The following is a 17,734-nucleotide window of genomic DNA, read 5'->3' as shown; positions in this document are numbered from 1 at the left end:
TGATGACAGACTTTTACTCCTGGCAGGACGACTGTCTGATTATCAGCTGTCGTCTGCAACCCAAAGCCAGCAATGATGCAATTGTTGGCTTACTGGATGATAGTGTTAAAATCCGTATCACTGCGCCGCCTATAGAAGGCAAGGCCAATGCCCATTTGATAAAATTTCTGGCGAAACAGTTTGGTGTGGCAAAAAGCTCAGTTACAATCCTGAGTGGCGAGCTGGGTCGACAAAAGCGGGTAAAGATTGCAGACCCGAAAAAATTTCCAGAACAACTGACGATTGAGCGCACCTGAAGTGATACTGAGATCCCTGCATAATTACCGACCCGCTGGCTATCTGATTCTGGATAGCCAGTCTCTGCTGTACGAAATGTGAAGCTCGACCCGATAGATCAGCAGCTCCATATTTCAAGTTATCAGCAATAAGTGAGAACTATGCCTCAATCATTTCCCCAAGACTCTGTCGGTATCGTTACACCACAGATCATCCATTTTGAGCAGCCACTGCCCCTGGCCTGCGGTCGTCAGCTCGACAGTTACGAGCTGATTGTAGAAACTTACGGCACCCTGAATGCCGATACCTCCAATGCCGTTCTGGTGTGTCATGCGCTGTCAGGAAACCATCATCTGGCGGGCTTTCACAGTGAACAGGAAAGCAAGCCCGGCTGGTGGGATTCGGCTATCGGCCCGGGCAAACCGATCGATACCAATACTTTTTTTGTCATTGGCCTGAATAATCTCGGCGGTTGTCATGGCTCCACCGGACCACAGAGCATCAATCCCGAAACCGGCAAACCCTTTGGCCCTGATTTTCCCATCATGACGGTCCCGGACTGGGTTGAAAGTCAGGCTCGTCTGGCAGATCATTTTGGCATTCAACAGTGGGCGGCCGTTGTCGGGGGCAGCCTGGGGGGAATGCAGGCACTTCAATGGGCGATCGATTACCCACAACGACTGCGCCACTGCCTGATTATCGCAGCGGCCCCCAGACTCAGTGCCCAGAACATCGCATTTAATGAGGTTGCCCGGCAGGCAATCACCCGGGACCCAGATTTTAATAACGGCCATTTCTACGAGAACGGTAACGTCCCCAAAACCGGACTGATGCTGGCGCGGATGCTGGGGCATATTACCTATCTGTCCGATGACGGTATGCGGGAAAAATTTGGCCGGGAGTTGCGGGAGGGCAAGATCAGCTACGATTTCAACCCGCAATTTGAGGTTGAATCCTATCTGCGTTATCAGGGAGAACGTTTTTCCACCGCCTTCGATGCCAATACCTATCTGCTGATGACCAAAGCACTGGACTATTTCGACCCGGCGGCGGACTACGGTCACAACCTGGCCGAAGCGGTTCGCAATGCGCTGTGCAAGTTTATGGTGATCTCCTTTACCTCGGACTGGCGCTTCTCGCCTGAACGATCCCGCGAGATTGTCGATGCGCTGGTTGCCGCAGAAAAAAAAGTGAGCTATGCCGAAGTAGACTCCGATCATGGTCATGACGCATTTCTGATTCCGAACCCTCGCTATATGGATATCTATTCAGCCTATATGAAGCAGGTTGCCAGCGATATTCCCCCAACCAGTAAGGAGAACAACTGATGCGAGCGGATCTGGAAATCATTCAGGAGTGGATAGCGCCCAACAGTAAGGTGCTGGATCTGGGCTGTGGTAATGGCGAGCTGCTGGCCTTTCTGCAGCAACAGAAACAGATCACCGGTTACGGCGTCGAGGTGGACCATGACAACATCACCGCCTGCCTCGAAAAAGGGGTCAATGTAATCGAAAAAAATATCGATGAGGGGCTCGCCAGCATCGATGACAGCAGTTTCGACACCGTCATCATGACACAGGCACTGCAGGTGATGTATCGTCCGGACCAGATTGTTGATGAGATGCTGCGCATCGGCAAAGAGTGCATTGTCACCTTTCCCAACTTTGGTCACTGGCGGGCACGGGGCTATCTGGCGTTTCGCGGGAAAATGCCCGTATCTAAATTCCTGCCCTATACTTGGTACAATACACCCAATATCCACTTCTGTACCTTCAAGGATTTTGAACAGCTATGCGTCGAGCGCAACATTCACATCCTTGATCGCACGGTGGTGGATAATGAACATAAACATCACTGGTCGATCCGTTTGTGGCCCAATATGCTGGGTGAAATCGCAATCTACCGGATCACCCGATAGGGAGAGATAAAATGAAAACGCCAACCAGGCACCATGGATTTCTTCAAACAACCGCAACGATTCTGTTGATGTTCGCGGGGTTGCTGAGTGCCGCTTTCAGCAGCAGCGCCTCTGCCGAACAGATGGTCTCCCATGGGGACTACATGATCCACTACAACGCCTTCAATAGTAGCTTTATTGAACCGGATATCGCCTCATCCTATGGCATTGAACGCAGCAAAACCAAAGGGTTGCTGAATATCTCGGTGCTTAAAAAACAGGCCGATGGCACAACCAAACCGGTTTCGGCCATTGTTTCGGGTGATGTCACCAATCTGATCTCCCAGCGGCAGACGCTGAAATTTATGAAGATCGAGGAGACCAATGCGCTTTACTATATCGGCGAATATGGTTTTACCGATGATCAGGTGCTGCGTTTCAATTTACAGGTTCAACCTGATCCAAATCAGCCTGCCTATACCATCAATTTTGAACAGCGCTTCTACGTCGACTGACTGCTGACGATCTGAACAAAAAATAAAGGCCCGTTAATGACCCGTCAAATAGTCCTTGCCAGCGGCAACAGAGGTAAACTGAAAGAGTTTAATCAGGTTTTAGGGGAGCTGGGGGTTGAGGTGATTCCTCAGTCACAGTTCAGCGTCCCCGATGCAGAAGAGACCGGCCTGAGCTTTGTTGAAAATGCCATTATTAAAGCCCGCCATGCGTCGCAACTGACCGGTTTGCCGGCACTGGCAGACGACTCAGGGCTGGAGGTGGATCTCCTCAACGGGGCGCCAGGGATCTACTCCGCCCGTTTTGCAGGGGCTGGTGCCACCGATGCGGAAAATAATCAGAAACTTCTAACGCTGCTCGAAGGCGCCTCTCCGGAACAGCGAACCGCGCGTTTCCGGTGCGTTCTGGTGTTTATGCGTCATGCAGAAGACCCCACGCCACTGATCTGTCAGGGCAGTTGGGAGGGACAGATTCTGCCCCTGCCCCAGGGCGAAAACGGCTTTGGCTATGACCCACTGTTTCTGGTTCCCGGGCTGGATATCGCGTCAGCTCAGTTGCCCCCCGAGCAAAAAAACAAAATCAGTCACCGGGGACAAGCGGTTCAGCAACTGATCAAGATGATCCCGGCCTATCTTTGAGCCGGTCGCTGATGCTCTCACTGCCACCGCTATCCCTCTATATACACATTCCCTGGTGTGTGCGTAAGTGCCCCTATTGCGACTTTAATTCCCACGCGGTTACCGGAGAGATTCCACAGCAACGCTATATTGATGCACTGTTAAGAGATCTTGAGTCGGAGCTTCCCGCTGTACAGGGAAGAGTCATCGAAACCATTTTTATCGGTGGCGGAACCCCCAGCCTGTTTGATGCCAGCGGAATCCAACAGATACTCCGGGGCATCGAAACACTGACGCCCCTGTCCCCGTCGGCCGAGATCACCATGGAGGCCAACCCCGGCACCTTCGAACAGGACCGTTTTGCAGGTTTTCGCCAGGCCGGTATCAACCGCCTTTCCATTGGGATCCAAAGCTTTGACAGTGGCCGGTTACAGCAATTGGGACGGATTCATAACCGTAATGATGCCTTGCTCGCCGCCAGCAAAGCCCGGGAGATCGGTTTCGATAATTTCAATCTCGATCTGATGCATGGTCTGCCGCAACAGACGCCGGAGATGGCCCTGGCTGATCTGCAACAGGCGATTGGCCTGCAACCCACCCATCTTTCCTGGTACCAACTGACCATCGAACCCAATACCGAATTCTTCAGTAAGCCGCCAGAACTACCAGAAGATGAAGATCTGTGGGCGATACAGGAACAGGGGCAGGCCCTGCTGGAAGCTCATGGATATCATCAATACGAGATCTCAGCCTACAGTCAGCCCGGGCGTCAGTCGCAGCATAATCTTAACTACTGGCAGTTTGGCGATTATATAGGCATCGGTGCCGGTGCCCATGGGAAGATCAGCTGGCCGCAACAGAATCGAATCAGCCGCCGCTGGAAACAGCGTCAGCCAAAAGCCTATATGGATGCCCTGACCCCTCTGTCCGGGGAGCAGGATATCACACCTCAGGAACGCCCTTTTGAGTTCATGATGAACGCTTTACGACTGACCCATGGAGTCAAAAGCGATCTGTTCACCCAGCGCACCGGCGTATCACTGACTTCAATCCAGGACCTTCTGGAGCGGTGTCGCCAGTCCGGTCTGATGGAAACCGATGCAGCGATTCTTGCCCCCTCTCCACAGGGACGACTGTTTCTGAATGATCTGCTGGAACAGTTTCTCGACGACTGAGTTTTTGGCGGGCTGCCTGACTGAATATAATAGACAATTAGCGCAAGAATCGGGTGGCTCTGGCGACTTAAATCGTCAACACTAAACGGATTAACACCCATACGGAACAGCACAATGACGATTAAGCACCTGCTACAATTGCTGAGCCTTGCCGCGCTCTGGGGCGGATCATTTCTATTTATGCGGATAGCCGCTCCGGTCATTGGCCCAGCTATTCTGATTGAGTTACGACTGCTGCTTGCAGCTCTGTTCCTGCTGGCAGTTGCTACGTTTCTCAAACGCCATTTACAGCTACGGCAGCACTGGAAACATTACTGCATACTGGGCTGGTTTAATTCAGCCCTCCCCTTTCTGCTGTTTGCCTACGCCGCACAAACACTTTCCGCATCGCTGCTATCGATACTCAATGCCACCGCACCGATCTGGGGAACAATCCTGGTGGCGTTGCGATATAAAAAAACGATTACCTTAAAAGTGTTTGCCGGACTCATAGCAGGCATCAGCGGAGTGGCTTTATTGGTCGGCTTTGACCCTGCGGTTTTAGCCGCAGACTCCTGGGTAGTCATTGGCGCGGCACTCAGCGCGGCACTCAGTTATGGGATAGCAACCTGTTATGCACAGGGTAAAAGTGCGATAGAGCCCTTTGCCAATGCCCATGGGAGCATGTGGGCTGCCAGCCTGTTACTGCTGCCACTACTGCCGTTCTTCCCAACACAGGCGAGCAGCGATCCGGAAATTATCGGCTCAGTATTACTGCTGGGCATTGTCTGCACCGGTATCGCCTATCTGTTTTACTTCAGACTGATCGCTGAGATTGGCGCCCCTTCAGCGCTTACCGTGGTTTATATCGTGCCGGTCTTCGGTGTGCTCTGGGGGCACCTGCTGCTGGATGAACCGATAGGCTGGCATACCATCACGGGCGGGCTGACTATCCTTACCGGAGTAGTACTCGTGACCGGCTTCAACCCACTGAGCCTATGGCGAAACAGGGGAGCCTCATATGTCTGACCGATCCCTTCAACATTACAAAACAGTCGCCACGGCGATCCGTTACATCCGCCAGCACGCCAAACACCAACCCGAACTGGCCGAAGTTGCAGCAGCCGTTCATATGAGCGAGCACCACCTGCAACGCATCTTCAGTGCCTGGGCGGGTATCTCCCCCAAGCGATTTCTCCAGTACCTGACTAAAGAGCATGCCCTCAGTGCACTGAAAGCATCCACGGATAGCCTTACTGCCGCACACGACGCCGGCCTCTCCGGCGGTGGACGTCTTCACGATCTGATGATCAGCTGCGAAGCGATGACGCCGGGAGAGATCAGAACCGGAGGGATGGGTGTCGAACTGCACTATGGTATGGCGGCGTCCCCCTTTGGACTCGCACTGGCGGGCTGGACCCGGCGCGGCCTCTGTTATCTGGCCTTCCTCGATGAAGACCGGAGTGAACGTCAGACAGAGCTGTTGCAGCAGTGGCCCAATGCAACCATCATCGCCGATGACCGCGGCGTCGAAGCCCTGATGGAAAAGATATTCCCAGCCACACCACAACCGGGCAAACTGCATCTGTTACTGCGGGGGACCAATTTTCAGATAAAGGTGTGGCAAGCTCTGCTCAACACCCATCCGGGCCAGTTCTGCTCCTACTCGCAACTGGCAGCCGCCACGGGCTCGCCCAAAGGACAACGCGCGGTTGGCAGCGCCGTCGCCGCCAACAATATCGGTTATCTGATCCCCTGTCACCGGGTCATACGGGAGAGTGGTGAGAGCGGCAACTACCGCTGGGGGGCGGATCGAAAGCGGGCGATACATAGCTGGGAATATGCACATGTCACTCAACAACCTGACACTTGATCTGCGCAGCTATAGCGCCGAGACCGATAACCACCTGCATGATTATCACCAGTTGGTCCTGCCGGTCAGTGGTCAGCTGGATATATCGGTGGGCAACCAGTCCGGTCGGGTCGATTCAGATCAGGCTGCGATCATCAGTGCAGGTAAAGACCACGGCTTTTCAGGCTCTGAAGGCAACTGTTTTGTGGTCGCCGATATACCTGACCAACTGGCCCCTGAGTTTGAACAGCTACCGGCCTTCATCCACCTGAACCCGGCGCTGAATCAATATGTGCGCTTCCTTCACCAGCAGCTACAGCAGTATAACTCTGCCAGCACCCAGCGGCAGATGCTGCTGTTATTGATTCAGCTACTACAGGAGCAATGCGGCCACCAACTGCGGCTGGATCGGCGTATCGCAGTCGCCCGCAACTATCTTGATCAGCATTTCAACAGCGCGATCAGTCAACGCCAGTTGGCAGCTGTCGCCAGCCTGAGCCCCCGTCAGCTTGGCGAGCTGTTCCGTAAACAACTGGGGATGACGCCGCAGCAATACGTGATCGAAAAACGGATGCAGCAGGCATGGCAACTCCTTGAGCAGGGACATCTGTCGATTCAGCAGGTAGCGGATGCTGTCGGTTATAGCAGTCTGGCAGCGTTCAGTGATCGCTTTCGCCGACACTTCGATATTCCTCCCAGCTATTTCCGCCGCGTCGGCAAATAATTCCGCCATGATGAGAAAGTCCCGAACTCACGCTGGCGCTATGCTGGTGTGATTCAATAGCAGGATATCCATTCATGTCGACGATCACTCTGCGGGCCACCCTGGTCGGCTCCGTTTCCATCTTTCTCTGGGGAACCCTGGCGCTACTGACCCGCCTGACCGACGGTCGGATACCGCCGTTTCAGATGATGGCGATGACCTTCGCTCTGGCGTTTCTGTTGATGTCTCTGAACTGGTGGCGACAGGGGCATCTGGGTCTGCGCCATCTGCGCCAGCCTAAACTGGCCTGGTTTCTGAGTGTCGGCGGTTATTTCGGCTATCACTTCTGCTACTTTCTCGCCATGACCAAAGCTCCCGCGGTGAGCGTCAGCCTGATCGCTTATCTGTGGCCATTACTGATCGTCCTGTTTGCCAGCCTGTTGCCCGGGGAACACCTGCTGAAACGACACCTGAGCGGAGCGGTGCTGGCGCTGTATGGCTGCTGGTTACTGATTGGTCAGGGAAGCGATGGTTTCAATCCAGACTATCTCGGCGGCTATCTGCTGGCCCTCTGCTGCGCCTTTATCTGGTCCGGATATTCAGTGCTGAGCCGGCTGGTCAAACAGGTTTCCACCGACGCCGCCGGATGGTTTTGTGGTGCTACCGCACTGCTGGCCCTGCTCTGTCACGGGCTATGGGAAACCACAGTCTGGCCGGTATCGGCAAGCCAGTGGCTCGGTGTTATCGGTCTGGGTTTAGGCCCGGTAGGGATCGCCTTCTTTACCTGGGATTACGGTATCAAACATGGCAACCTGCAGTTATTAGGAGTACTGGCCTACTCGGCACCACTGATTTCCGCTCTGTTACTGGTGTTAACAGGCCTCGCCAATGCTGATATCACTCTGCTGCTGGCCTGTCTTGCCATTGTCAGCGGCTCGCTGATTGCCGGCTATCAGCGAAACCGCAGCCAGGGCGCTGAAGTCAGTGCGCCAGAATCGGTTTATGGGGTACACCAGCCCGATCATCGGGCTTAGCTTCTATCCACTCAGCGGCCACCATCACCTGCTGCAGCATATGTTCGAATGAGTAGCGCTGGCCGGGGGGTAATGACAGGGTCATCCCCTCCCCTTCAGCGGGTAGCATAACGAAGCGAACAATTTTGCCTTCGGTTTTAATATCCACCCGCTGCACCAGAATACCGTTCTCTCCTAATGGAAAATGCTCGGCACCATCCTGAAACGGTGTGGAAAAATCAGCCTGCTGAACTGCGCCATGCTTTTCTATATCGCCTAAACTCTGCTGTTGCTCTGGTTGCAGATGACTGGCACTGTTCTCAGTGGGAAAACGGTGTTCCTGAAACAACTTAAAGAGGCGCAGCGCTAACCTTCGGGTCCACCAGGCCCGGTACTCTTTACCGTTTTCGCAGGCGCGGATCAGAATCCGGTCCTCAACAGAGTTGTAACTCAGGTTAATCTGATTCTGCGGCGTTGCAGTGGCAGGAGATTGCTCTGTCATTGACGTACCTAAAGGGTTGCCCGATGGGCAGCGAGTGTGGCAACTTCAGCCACCTTATCCGGAATTTCGCTCAGGCAGGTGACGCTGCGGTCAGCCGGTTCTCCCTCTGGCCACTCTTGCTGATCCCGGTTGACCCAGATGGTCCAGAGCCCGGCATTTTTCGCCCCCGCAATATCATGATGGGGGTGATCGCCGATATGGATCACCTGTTCAGGTCTCAGCTGCTGCTGATGCAGCATCTGTTGAAACATTAATGGGTGAGGCTTTTCCTTACCGACACCATCAGCATTAAGGGCAAAGTCAAACAGATCACCCAGACCTACCCGGCGCACATCGGCATTACCATTACTTAACGCCCCGATCAGATATCCCGCCCGCTGCAACTGTTCCAGCATCGCCCGCGCATGTTCGAACAACTCAACCTGATTGCGCGCTTCGATAAACACTTCGAACGCCTGCCGGGACAACGCCACCGCCTGATCATGGGAATAACCGGCATCTTCCAGCCCGATCTCCAGTTGCTTCAACCGAATCAGGGTAACGCTATGGCCGATATCAGGAAAACGCTGCAGCGCCTTTTTTTTCAGATGCTCAAAATCCTGTAACTGATAACATTTCACAAAGAGTCCGGCATTTTCACTGAGCCAGCGATACAGCGTCTTGTTTGCCTCGACGATAACCGGATCAACCGCCCAGAGTGTATCGTCGAGATCGAAGGTAATACATTTAATCATCGTCATTACGGGCCTTCTTTGGTGACTGTTTGTGGGCCCGGGGGTGGGCTTTATCGTACACATCCATCAGATGCCTGAAATCAAGGTGGGTATAGATCTGAGTGGTGGAGATATCCGAGTGCCCCAGCAGTTCCTGTACCGCGCGAAGATCACCACTGGATTCCAGCATATGGCTGGCAAACGAATGCCGCAGACGGTGCGGATAGACCTTGCCCTGAGTATGCTGCATTCTGGCACGGCGATCGATCCGCAGCTGCACGCTGCGACCGCTGATACGGCTGCCGCGTTTACTGACAAACAGTGCCATCTCTTCCGGTCGGGCCATACTATCGCGAAGATCGCACCAACGGTCCAGTGCCTGCATCGCCTTGCGGCCAATCGGCAGTAACCGCTCTTTGGAACCTTTACCAACCACCCTCAGGCTGGCATCCTGCCAATCGATGCTGTGCAGATCCAGACTGACCAGCTCCGACAAACGCAGACCTGAAGAGTAGATCAGTTCAAGCATCGCCTGATCGCGACACGCCAGAGGATCTGTTTCATCGTCGTCACTCTCCAGCAACTGATTCAGTTGATCAACATCCAGCGTCTGCGGTAAGCGGCGGGGACTCTTCGGCGCCTGAACACCCAGCGCAGGGTTCTGCTGCACCAGCCCTTCCCGGTGAAGATATTTATAAAAGCTGCGGATGGCAGAGAGTAATCGCTGAATACTTTTGCCCCCCAGCCCCTCACGGTGCACCCAGGCAATAAAGTTACGGATATGTTTTGGTTCAATCCGGGCCCAGTCCACGCGGCCATCGGGAAACAGCGTACTGTGTTGCAGATAATCCTGCAGACGACCCAGATCTCGCTGGTAGTTACTGAGGGTATGGCGCGAATACTGCCGTTCGCTGCTCAGATAGGTATAAAACCCATCCAGTGCAGCGTTACCTGAGCTCATTGATCAGACCTTGCGCCCCTGCAGCAGTGGCGAGACCACCCGGCTCACCGCCTGCCCAATATAATCCAGGAACAGGGTGCCCTGATTACTCTGAAAATAGCTCGCATCAAAGCTGCCTATCGCTAACAGCCCCAGGGTTTCGCCCTTCACCAGCGGCACAGCTGCAGCGGACTTCACCTTAAAGGCCTGTTCGCGGAACATAAACTGATTTTGCAGTTCGGTCAGACTGCCGCAACGGGTCTGCGACTGATCCACCAGCGCATCAATCGCCGAAGCTTCGCTGCGGGGCATTAAGCGCAGATTATTCTGCTCTTCCGGCTGATCACTGAACAGCACCAGAGCGGTGGTATCACTATTAAAGTCCTGACACAGGCTTTCATCGATAGCCACCGCCACATCGTCAAGGGTTGCCGCATCCATCAGTGCCAGAATCATCTTCTTGGTTTTACTGAACTGGATATCATTTTCCCGGGCAACGCCAATCATATCGCCCAGATAGTCATGCAGCTCCCGATTTTTCTGGCGCAGCAGACTGGTCTGACGTTCCACCAGAGAGACCGTTGTACCCCGTTGGTGCGGTACATACAGTTGCTCCAGCAGATACTCGTTACCGCTGAAAAAGTCCGGATGCTGTTGCAGATATTCAGCTACCTGCTCAGCGCTGATCTCTGCCGGTTTATTCTCGCTCATATAAAAATCTGCCCCTCATACACAGTCGTGGCCGGCCCGGTCATAATCAGAGGTTCTCCCGCACCTGCCCACTCAATCAGCAGTGTGCCACCGGGCAGGTGAACTGTCACTTTCTCATCCAGCAACCCGCGCAACCGGCCTGCGACAACCGCCGCACAGGCACCGGTACCACAGGCTTTGGTTTCACCCGCACCCCGTTCATAGACACGCAAGCGGATCTCAGCGCCACTGATCACTTCCATAAAACCGATGTTAGCCTTAGCCGGGAACTTGGGGTGAGACTCCAGAGCCGGCCCCCAGGCTTCAACCGGTGCTTTATCAACTGTATCAACCACCAGCACACCATGGGGGTTACCCATCGAGACCGCGCTGATCTGAACCGTTTGCCCCGCCACATCGATCGGGTAAGTGGCCGCCTGATGATCGGCACTAAAGGGGATCTGCTGAGGCTCCAGAACCGGCACCCCCATGTCCACTATCACCTGACGATCTTCATTGATTGTCAGGTAGATCGGCCCTTTCTGGGTCTCAACTGCGATGGTCTCTTTGGCCGTCAGACGCTTATCACGGACGAATTTAGCGAAGCAACGGGCACCATTACCGCAGTGCTCCACCTCACTGCCATCAGCATTGAAAATCCGGTAACGAAAATCCATATCAGGATTGGTTGGCGGCTCAACAATCAGCATCTGATCAAAGCCCACACCAAAGTTGCGGTCTGCCAACCGCGATACAATCGCAGAGTTAACCTTTACCTTCTGAGTCACGGTATCCAGCACCAGAAAGTCATTGCCAAGGCCATGCATTTTAGTAAATCGAACTAACATAGTTATCTCTTCAGGCGCACTGTTCGGACAGTGTTTTGCCTTTTCTATGGGCTTATGCGTAACGCTTGTTTAGCTAATCATCATATCCGATCGCTTAACCAGAATCTTAGCGCCAGTCTTCACCCCGGTAAAATAGCTTCACCCCGCAGCTGATCTGCAATAGTTTCGCGCTTGCGAATCAGATGCACCTGGTTATCATCCACCATCACCTCGGCTGCACGGTTCCGGGCATTGTAATTAGAACTCATGCCAAAGCCATAAGCACCCGCAGAGCAGACGGCCAGCAGGTCACCCGCCTCAATGTTCAGCTGCCGGTCTTTACCCAGAAAGTCACTTGATTCGCATACCGGGCCCACCAGATCGAAACAACGGGCTTCGCCCTCTTCGCGAATATCTACCGGAATAATCTCCATATAAGCGCTGTAAAGCGCCGGACGGATAAGATCATTCATGGCACCATCGATAATGGCAAAGTTCTTGTGTTCGGTGCACTTCAGAAATTCAACCTTAGTGATCAGAATACCAGCATTCGCGGCAATGGAACGACCCGGCTCAAAGATCAGCTTCAGCGGGCGATCACCCAGCTTATCGATCACAGCTTCGATATATTCCTGCGGCGAAGGCGGCACCTCATCGGTATAACAGACCCCAAGTCCGCCCCCCAGATCCAGATGTTTAATAGTGATACCCTGCTCTGCCAGCGTATCAATCAGCAGCAGTAAACGGTCCAGCGCATCCAGGAATGGGGCGATCTCTGTCAGTTGTGAACCGATATGACAATCCACCCCCTGGACATCAAGATGACTCAGGCTATGGGCATAGCGATAGATACGTACGGCATCATCGATGGCAACACCAAACTTATTATCTTTAAGTCCGGTGGAGATATAGGGGTGAGTCCCGGCATCCACATCAGGGTTCACCCGCAGGGAGATCGCAGCCACTTTATCCAGTTCACTGGCAACCTTGTTCAGGCGTTCCAGCTCTGCTTCTGACTCAACATTGAAGCAGTGAATACCCAGCTCCAGCGCCCGACGCATCTCATCTTCACGCTTTGCGACACCGGAAAACACGACCTTCGCCGGATCACCGCCCGCCTTGATAACCCGTTCGAGTTCACCCAGGGAGACAATATCGAAGCCTGCACCCAGACGGGCTAGCACATTCAGCACACCGATGTTTGAGTTCGCTTTTACCGCATAACAGACCAGCGCATCACGGCCTTCCAGCGCCTGAGCGTAATCGAGATAAGCGCGCTCCAGAGCATCACGGGAGTAGATATAGGTCGGTGTGCCAAACTCGTCTGCGATCCGGCTAACCGGAACTTCTTCAGCGCAGAGACGGCCATTCAGGTATTGAAAATTATCCATTGTCTTCTTTCTGTATCAAATAGGGTTACTGCTCAGGAGTGCTGAGCCTGTGCATTCAACAGCAACTAAACTGGATGCTACTGAGACTGTTGCTGCGTTTGTTCCGGCGCCTCATCGGGCAGGTAGAGACTGCCTTTCTGTCCGCAGCCGCTGATCAACAGCGCACTGAAAAAAATAGCTATCCAACAGGCTTTCACGACGTTTATTCCCGATATTAAGTTAATCGTCCGATTATACAGCGCCGTTGCCATGATGAGTACCTGCACAAACTGCTATATACTCTCAACTGACGATAATTTTCCGCCTGTGAGTACGACAATGAACGAATCTGAATTTAATCAACGCGTTGATAACACCCTGGAGCAGATTGAGGAGGTCCTGGACGAGGCGGAAACCGATCTCGACGTTATCAATAACGGCGGTGTACTGACAGTGATCTGTGAAAACAAAAGCCAGGTCATCCTTACCCGCCAGACCCCGGTTAAGCAGCTCTGGCTGGCGGCCCGCAGCGGCGGCTTTCACTTTGACTTTGATGGTGAAACCTGGGTCCGCGACAGTGATGGGGCACCGTTGAATAATGTGCTGCAGGAGATTCTCTCTGAACAGGCTGGCGAACCGTTCAGCTTTGATCTGTAAGGATAAATAACCGATGTCATTTGAAAGCGCACGGCAACGCCATCTGCAAACGTTTAACCGCCTGCCAGAGATTCAGGCCGATGTAGAAAAACTGGCCGGGCAGATCTCGGACACCTTTGCCGGCGGTGGCAAACTGTTGTTCCTGGGTAACGGCGGCAGTGCCGCTGACAGTCAACATCTGGCGGCAGAGTTTGTGATCCGTTATAAAGCGGAACGCCGGGCACTCCCGGCCATCGCATTAACAGTAGACAGCTCAATTCTGACCGCCCACTCCAACGATTACAGTTTTGATTCGGTGTTTACCCGGCAGATCGAGGCGCTGTGTCGCCCTGAGGATCTGGTCATCGGGCTCTCAACCTCAGGCAACAGCGCCAATGTGATCAACGCCATTGAAGCCGCCCAGCAAATTGGCGCGACCTGCTGGGCATGGACCGGCGAAAGTGGTGGCAAGCTGAACACCATTGCCGATCACCTGATCAAAGCTCCCAGCAGCGAGACCGCACGGATTCAGGAAGCGCATATATTTATCGGCCACTGGCTCTGCGAAGAGATGGACCGGCGGCTAAGCACTTAATAGATAAGTTATTAATAGATAAGCACTTAATAACCAGCGGCTGAAAAGACAACCGCAGCATAAACCCGGTGGTTACTGAATGCCAGCCATCTGTTTTACCAGTGCCAGCTGCTGATCCAGTGCTCCCCGATTTGACTCGATGCAGGCGCGCCCGCGGATACCCATCGCCCGGGCCTGTTCCGGGTGATCCAGCAGCTCAGCCAGGGCCCGCTGCAGTTCTTCAGCATCGCTGACAACCTGTAACGCCAGCTCCTGCTCCATCGTCGCGACTATCTGATGAAAGTTATACACATGGGGGCCCATCAACACCGGCTTACCTAACACCGCCGGCTCCAGCGGGTTGTGCCCCCCTCTTTCGATCAGACTACCGCCGACAAAAGCGATATCGGCCGCGCTATACAGCGTCATCAGCTCACCCATCGTATCCCCCAGATAGACTTCGCAGTCTGGCGCGGGAGCGGGAGAAACGCTGCGCCGACAGGTGCGCAAACCCGCTTTGACACTCTGATCGTAGATCGTCAGGAAGCGCTCCGGATGGCGGGGCACCAGTATCAACAACAGAGTGTGATAGCGGGACTTCAGATTACGATAAACCTCAAGCAGCTGCGATTCTTCGTCATCATGAGTACTGGCCGCGATGATAACCGGGCGCGTACTCCCCCAGGCATGACGCAACTTTGCGGCTTCCTCGCTTGCCCCTGCCGGAGTATCAATATCAAACTTGATGCTACCGGTCACCTGCAGCTTATCCGGCGCAAATCCCAGCGAGATAAAACGTTCACCATCGTCACGGTTTTGCACGGCGATACGGCTGACCTCATTCAACATCGGCCGGGTCAGCCAACTGAAGCGCTGGTAGCCAGCGGCAGACCGGGCTGACAAGCGGGCATTGGTCACCACAACCGGAACCCCGCGCTTAGCACAACTGTGAATCAGGTTGGGCCAGAGCTCTGTCTCAACGATGACACAACTGCGGGGCCTGACACGCCGGTGGAAACGGCTAAGGGCACAGGGAAGATCATAAGGGCAGTAGGCATGTCCAACGCGGTCACCAAAGTGAGTCTGTACCCGGGCACTACCCGTTGGCGTCATGCTGGTAATAAATACCGGAATCTGCTGATGTTCCGCCAGTAACCTTTCCACCAGCGGAATGATGGCCATGGTTTCACCAAACGACACCGCATGGATCCAGACCGGCCGCTCCCCGCTTAACCGGGGAATCAAACCAAACCGCTCACCCCAGCGACGACGATAGTCAGGACTCTGACGTCCGCGCATCCATAGCTTCAGCAATATCAGCGGTGTCAGGCAGTAAAACAGCAGCGAATAGAGCAATCGGGTCATGGGGATAAACGGATTCCATTCATAAAACATCAGTTTACCATTATCAGCCTGTGATACCGAAGGTATAATGCCCCCTGTTAAATTGCGGAATGGCTCATGCAAACGATAAAGACAGATCTGGTTATTCTTGGCGGAGGCGTGGCAGGTCTGTGGCTGCTCAACCGGGCGCTGCAACAGGGGTATGATGCACTCCTGCTGGAAACCGCCGATCTTGGTGGGGCACAGTCGGTGCGTTCCCAGGGGATTATCCATGGCGGTACCAAATATGCCCTCAATGGCGTGCTTACCCAGGCCGCCAGCAGTATTGCCGATATGCCATCCCGCTGGCGCGCCTGTCTTGACGGCACCGGCGAGCTGGATCTGAGTTCAGCAAAGATCCTCTCTGAGGCTCACTATATGTGGTCTAAAGCCTCGCTGGGGGCAAAAATGACCAGCTTTTTTGCCAGTAAAGCGCTGAAAGGCCGGGTTGACGCTGTTGCGCCCGATCAAAGGCCAGAAGCCTTCAACCATCCGGACTTTCGCGGTAATCTCTATCGACTCAACGAGATTGTGCTGGACGTGCCAACGGTCATTGAAGCGCTGAGCCGGCCTCATATCCAACGCATTGTCAAAATTGACGCCGATGCCCTCCGGTTTGAATTGGCAGATAATGGCGTAACGGCGTTGCAACTGCCTCAGCTGCGAATCGAAGCACAGCGTTATATCACCTGCGCCGGGGAAGGCACTGAAGCACTGTTGCAGCACCTGAATATACGCCAACCACAGATGCAGCGCAGACCCCTGCATATGGTCATGGTACGCCATCAATCAGATCTGCCCACCTTTGCCCACTGCATCAGCAGCGGCAGTAAGCCAGTGGTTACTATCACCACACACCCCGCCAGTAATGACGAACAGGTCTGGTATCTGGGAGGTGATCTGGCGGAAAGCGGAATGAGACTCTCCTCAGAGCAGCAGTGTCAAAAGGCCGAGAAACTTATCCGTGAACTGCTTCCCTGGGTCGGGTTAAAAAACCCGCGCTGGGCCAGCTTTCATATTAACCGGGCAGAACCCAAACAGTCATCTCTCACCCGCCCGGACTCTGCCTTTGCCCAGACCGCCGGGAACTGTATCATCAGTTGGCCAACCAAACTGGCTCTGGCACCCGATCTCAGCGATCAGATTCTCACCCTGCTGGATGAGCAGCATATTGCCCCAGCAAACAAAGCCGACACCCTTGTCACCGGTCAGTTGCCCCACCCTGACATTGCCCAACCGGTGTGGGAGACACTGTTTTGTTGACGCTCAGGCCGATTCCAGGCACCGACCTGATAGTCAGCCCGATAGGGCTGGGCACCGTTAAGCTGGGACGGGATAAAGGGGTTAAATACCCCAGCCGCTTTACCATACCGGACGATAAGCAGGCAGCCCGGCTGTTGGACCTGAGTCGCGATCTTGGTATCAACTTGCTGGATACCGCTCCTGCTTATGGGAACAGTGAAACGCGACTGGGACCGTTATTGCTAAACCAGCGCCATCACTGGCTGATCTGTAGTAAGGTCGGAGAAGAGTTTGACCCGCAGACTGGCGAATCCCATTTCAATTTCACCCCGGAGCACGTGCGCTTCAGCATTGAGCGCAGCCTTAAACGATTGCGCACCGATGTGATCGATATTCTGCTGGTGCATTCCGATGGTAATGATCTCGACATTATCAATCACTACGGTATTCTTGAGCAGCTGGAGCAACTGAAATCAGAGGGGAAGATTCGCGCGGGTGGAATGTCCACAAAGACCATTGAGGGCGGAATCGAAACGCTTAAACGCTCCGATATCGCCATGGTCACATACAATCTGGATTACCGGGATGAGCAACCGGTTATCGATTATGCCCTGGCGGCCCAAAAAGGGATCTTTATCAAAAAAGCCCTGGCCTCAGGCCATATCGCCCAGGCAAGTGAAGCGGATCCAGTGCGTGCCAGTTTCGATCTGGTACTTGGCCATCAGGGCGTCAGCAGTGCCATTATTGGCACGATCAACCCAGACCATCTGCGCGCCAATGTCATGGCCGCTGTAGAGAGCCTGAAGGCAGGCCCGCCAAACGATTAATATAA

The 17,734-nt window shown here is 54.0% G+C and carries 22 protein-coding genes; 14 read left to right on the top strand and 8 right to left on the bottom strand.

Features of this window, described 5'->3' with window-relative positions; all coding sequences use genetic code 11:
* Positions 1-2 precede the first annotated feature (2 nt).
* The 10 genes from JW499_RS08360 (at position 3) to yddG (ending at position 8,046) form a co-directional block, all read left to right on the top strand.
* A complete protein-coding gene (locus tag JW499_RS08360) occupies positions 3-296 on the top strand; it encodes a DUF167 family protein (RefSeq protein WP_205210172.1) in 294 nt (97 codons plus the stop codon).
* A 141-nt stretch (positions 297-437) separates the two neighbouring features.
* Entirely contained in the window at positions 438-1,604 is a 1,167-nt protein-coding gene (metX, locus tag JW499_RS08355; protein WP_205210171.1) for a homoserine O-succinyltransferase MetX, read from the top strand.
* Positions 1,604-2,194: a methionine biosynthesis protein MetW gene (gene metW, locus JW499_RS08350; RefSeq protein WP_091360359.1), complete on the top strand. Its 591-nt coding sequence runs from the start codon at positions 1,604-1,606 to the stop codon at positions 2,192-2,194. Before metX ends, metW begins: the two co-directional genes overlap by 1 nt.
* A gap of 11 nt (positions 2,195-2,205) precedes the next feature.
* Complete coding sequence (locus JW499_RS08345; protein ID WP_205210170.1) at positions 2,206-2,688, top strand: DUF4426 domain-containing protein; 483 nt, start codon at positions 2,206-2,208, stop codon at positions 2,686-2,688.
* A gap of 36 nt (positions 2,689-2,724) precedes the next feature.
* Positions 2,725-3,324 carry an RdgB/HAM1 family non-canonical purine NTP pyrophosphatase gene (gene rdgB / locus JW499_RS08340; protein ID WP_205210169.1) on the top strand — a complete coding sequence of 200 codons (600 nt, stop codon included), beginning with the start codon at positions 2,725-2,727 and terminating at the stop codon, positions 3,322-3,324.
* Positions 3,325-3,335: 11 nt separating this feature from the next.
* On the top strand, positions 3,336-4,478 hold the full coding sequence (gene hemW, locus JW499_RS08335; RefSeq protein WP_205210241.1) for a radical SAM family heme chaperone HemW: 1,143 nt from the start codon (positions 3,336-3,338) through the stop codon (positions 4,476-4,478).
* A gap of 114 nt (positions 4,479-4,592) precedes the next feature.
* A complete protein-coding gene (locus JW499_RS08330) occupies positions 4,593-5,486 on the top strand; it encodes a DMT family transporter (RefSeq protein WP_205210168.1) in 894 nt (297 codons plus the stop codon).
* Positions 5,479-6,330, top strand: a complete 852-nt coding sequence (locus tag JW499_RS08325; protein WP_205210167.1) for a methylated-DNA--[protein]-cysteine S-methyltransferase — start codon at positions 5,479-5,481, stop codon at positions 6,328-6,330. Before JW499_RS08330 ends, JW499_RS08325 begins: the two co-directional genes overlap by 8 nt.
* Complete coding sequence (locus JW499_RS08320; RefSeq protein WP_205210166.1) at positions 6,305-7,033, top strand: helix-turn-helix domain-containing protein; 729 nt, start codon at positions 6,305-6,307, stop codon at positions 7,031-7,033. The genes JW499_RS08325 and JW499_RS08320 overlap by 26 nt, the downstream gene beginning before the upstream one ends.
* Positions 7,034-7,107: 74 nt before the next feature.
* Positions 7,108-8,046, top strand: coding sequence for an aromatic amino acid exporter YddG (gene yddG / locus JW499_RS08315; RefSeq protein WP_205210165.1), 939 nt, complete (start codon positions 7,108-7,110; stop codon positions 8,044-8,046).
* Here the strand turns inward: yddG and JW499_RS08310 are convergent.
* The 7 genes from JW499_RS08310 to lptM form a co-directional block, all read right to left on the bottom strand.
* Positions 7,994-8,527, bottom strand: a complete 534-nt coding sequence (locus JW499_RS08310; RefSeq protein WP_205210164.1) for a hypothetical protein — start codon at positions 8,525-8,527, stop codon at positions 7,994-7,996. The genes yddG and JW499_RS08310 overlap by 53 nt on opposite strands.
* Positions 8,528-8,535: 8 nt before the next feature.
* Positions 8,536-9,267: an HAD family hydrolase gene (locus JW499_RS08305; protein ID WP_232846297.1), complete on the bottom strand. Its 732-nt coding sequence runs from the start codon at positions 9,265-9,267 to the stop codon at positions 8,536-8,538.
* Positions 9,254-10,201: a tyrosine recombinase XerC gene (gene xerC / locus JW499_RS08300; RefSeq protein ID WP_205210163.1), complete on the bottom strand. Its 948-nt coding sequence runs from the start codon at positions 10,199-10,201 to the stop codon at positions 9,254-9,256. The genes JW499_RS08305 and xerC overlap by 14 nt, the downstream gene beginning before the upstream one ends.
* Before the next feature lie 3 nt (positions 10,202-10,204).
* Positions 10,205-10,891 carry a DUF484 family protein gene (locus JW499_RS08295; protein WP_205210162.1) on the bottom strand — a complete coding sequence of 229 codons (687 nt, stop codon included), beginning with the start codon at positions 10,889-10,891 and terminating at the stop codon, positions 10,205-10,207.
* On the bottom strand, positions 10,888-11,718 hold the full coding sequence (gene dapF, locus JW499_RS08290; RefSeq protein WP_205210161.1) for a diaminopimelate epimerase: 831 nt from the start codon (positions 11,716-11,718) through the stop codon (positions 10,888-10,890). The genes JW499_RS08295 and dapF overlap by 4 nt, the downstream gene beginning before the upstream one ends.
* A 119-nt stretch (positions 11,719-11,837) precedes the next feature.
* Positions 11,838-13,088 carry a diaminopimelate decarboxylase gene (gene lysA, locus JW499_RS08285; protein WP_205210160.1) on the bottom strand — a complete coding sequence of 417 codons (1,251 nt, stop codon included), beginning with the start codon at positions 13,086-13,088 and terminating at the stop codon, positions 11,838-11,840.
* Positions 13,089-13,165: 77 nt separating this feature from the next.
* Positions 13,166-13,270, bottom strand: coding sequence for an LPS translocon maturation chaperone LptM (gene lptM / locus JW499_RS08280; RefSeq protein ID WP_408627316.1), 105 nt, complete (start codon positions 13,268-13,270; stop codon positions 13,166-13,168).
* Between the two features lie 136 nt (positions 13,271-13,406).
* On the opposite strand from lptM, the gene cyaY reads away from it, so the two are divergent.
* Complete coding sequence (cyaY, locus tag JW499_RS08275; RefSeq protein WP_205210159.1) at positions 13,407-13,724, top strand: iron donor protein CyaY; 318 nt, start codon at positions 13,407-13,409, stop codon at positions 13,722-13,724.
* A 13-nt stretch (positions 13,725-13,737) separates the two neighbouring features.
* A complete protein-coding gene (locus tag JW499_RS08270) occupies positions 13,738-14,298 on the top strand; it encodes a D-sedoheptulose-7-phosphate isomerase (protein WP_205210158.1) in 561 nt (186 codons plus the stop codon).
* A gap of 72 nt (positions 14,299-14,370) precedes the next feature.
* On the opposite strand, the gene waaA is transcribed toward JW499_RS08270, so the two are convergent.
* Positions 14,371-15,672, bottom strand: a complete 1,302-nt coding sequence (gene waaA, locus JW499_RS08265; RefSeq protein WP_232846296.1) for a lipid IV(A) 3-deoxy-D-manno-octulosonic acid transferase — start codon at positions 15,670-15,672, stop codon at positions 14,371-14,373.
* 66 nt (positions 15,673-15,738) lie between these two features.
* Here waaA and JW499_RS08260 point away from each other — a divergent pair, with 66 nt between their 5' ends.
* A complete protein-coding gene (locus JW499_RS08260; RefSeq protein WP_205210157.1) occupies positions 15,739-16,923 on the top strand; it encodes an FAD-dependent oxidoreductase in 1,185 nt (394 codons plus the stop codon).
* Positions 16,917-17,729 (top strand): aldo/keto reductase, encoded by an 813-nt coding sequence (locus JW499_RS08255; RefSeq protein WP_205210156.1) that lies wholly within the window; start codon positions 16,917-16,919, stop codon positions 17,727-17,729. Before JW499_RS08260 ends, JW499_RS08255 begins: the two co-directional genes overlap by 7 nt.
* The last annotated feature ends 5 nt before the right edge of the window (positions 17,730-17,734 follow it).

Origin of the sequence: Amphritea pacifica, assembly GCF_016924145.1 — a bacterium.
GTDB classification, from domain to species: Bacteria; Pseudomonadota; Gammaproteobacteria; order Pseudomonadales; family Balneatricaceae; genus Amphritea; species Amphritea pacifica.
This window is presented reverse-complemented; position numbering and strand designations above follow the sequence as displayed.

What these genes read in the sequence shown, in the direction of transcription:
- JW499_RS08360 (WP_205210172.1), top strand. Translation starts at nt 3, where the DNA reads ATGACAGACTTTTACTCCTGGCAGGACGACTGTCTGATTATCAGCTGT.
- metX (WP_205210171.1), top strand. Translation starts at nt 438, where the DNA reads ATGCCTCAATCATTTCCCCAAGACTCTGTCGGTATCGTTACACCACAG.
- metW (WP_091360359.1), top strand. Translation starts at nt 1,604, where the DNA reads ATGCGAGCGGATCTGGAAATCATTCAGGAGTGGATAGCGCCCAACAGT.
- JW499_RS08345 (WP_205210170.1), top strand. Translation starts at nt 2,206, where the DNA reads ATGAAAACGCCAACCAGGCACCATGGATTTCTTCAAACAACCGCAACG.
- rdgB (WP_205210169.1), top strand. Translation starts at nt 2,725, where the DNA reads ATGACCCGTCAAATAGTCCTTGCCAGCGGCAACAGAGGTAAACTGAAA.
- hemW (WP_205210241.1), top strand. Translation starts at nt 3,336, where the DNA reads ATGCTCTCACTGCCACCGCTATCCCTCTATATACACATTCCCTGGTGT.
- JW499_RS08330 (WP_205210168.1), top strand. Translation starts at nt 4,593, where the DNA reads ATGACGATTAAGCACCTGCTACAATTGCTGAGCCTTGCCGCGCTCTGG.
- JW499_RS08325 (WP_205210167.1), top strand. Translation starts at nt 5,479, where the DNA reads ATGTCTGACCGATCCCTTCAACATTACAAAACAGTCGCCACGGCGATC.
- JW499_RS08320 (WP_205210166.1), top strand. Translation starts at nt 6,305, where the DNA reads ATGTCACTCAACAACCTGACACTTGATCTGCGCAGCTATAGCGCCGAG.
- yddG (WP_205210165.1), top strand. Translation starts at nt 7,108, where the DNA reads ATGTCGACGATCACTCTGCGGGCCACCCTGGTCGGCTCCGTTTCCATC.
- JW499_RS08310 (WP_205210164.1), bottom strand. Translation starts at nt 8,527, where the DNA reads ATGACAGAGCAATCTCCTGCCACTGCAACGCCGCAGAATCAGATTAAC.
- JW499_RS08305 (WP_232846297.1), bottom strand. Translation starts at nt 9,267, where the DNA reads ATGACGATGATTAAATGTATTACCTTCGATCTCGACGATACACTCTGG.
- xerC (WP_205210163.1), bottom strand. Translation starts at nt 10,201, where the DNA reads ATGAGCTCAGGTAACGCTGCACTGGATGGGTTTTATACCTATCTGAGC.
- JW499_RS08295 (WP_205210162.1), bottom strand. Translation starts at nt 10,891, where the DNA reads ATGAGCGAGAATAAACCGGCAGAGATCAGCGCTGAGCAGGTAGCTGAA.
- dapF (WP_205210161.1), bottom strand. Translation starts at nt 11,718, where the DNA reads ATGTTAGTTCGATTTACTAAAATGCATGGCCTTGGCAATGACTTTCTG.
- lysA (WP_205210160.1), bottom strand. Translation starts at nt 13,088, where the DNA reads ATGGATAATTTTCAATACCTGAATGGCCGTCTCTGCGCTGAAGAAGTT.
- cyaY (WP_205210159.1), top strand. Translation starts at nt 13,407, where the DNA reads ATGAACGAATCTGAATTTAATCAACGCGTTGATAACACCCTGGAGCAG.
- JW499_RS08270 (WP_205210158.1), top strand. Translation starts at nt 13,738, where the DNA reads ATGTCATTTGAAAGCGCACGGCAACGCCATCTGCAAACGTTTAACCGC.
- waaA (WP_232846296.1), bottom strand. Translation starts at nt 15,672, where the DNA reads ATGTTTTATGAATGGAATCCGTTTATCCCCATGACCCGATTGCTCTAT.
- JW499_RS08260 (WP_205210157.1), top strand. Translation starts at nt 15,739, where the DNA reads ATGCAAACGATAAAGACAGATCTGGTTATTCTTGGCGGAGGCGTGGCA.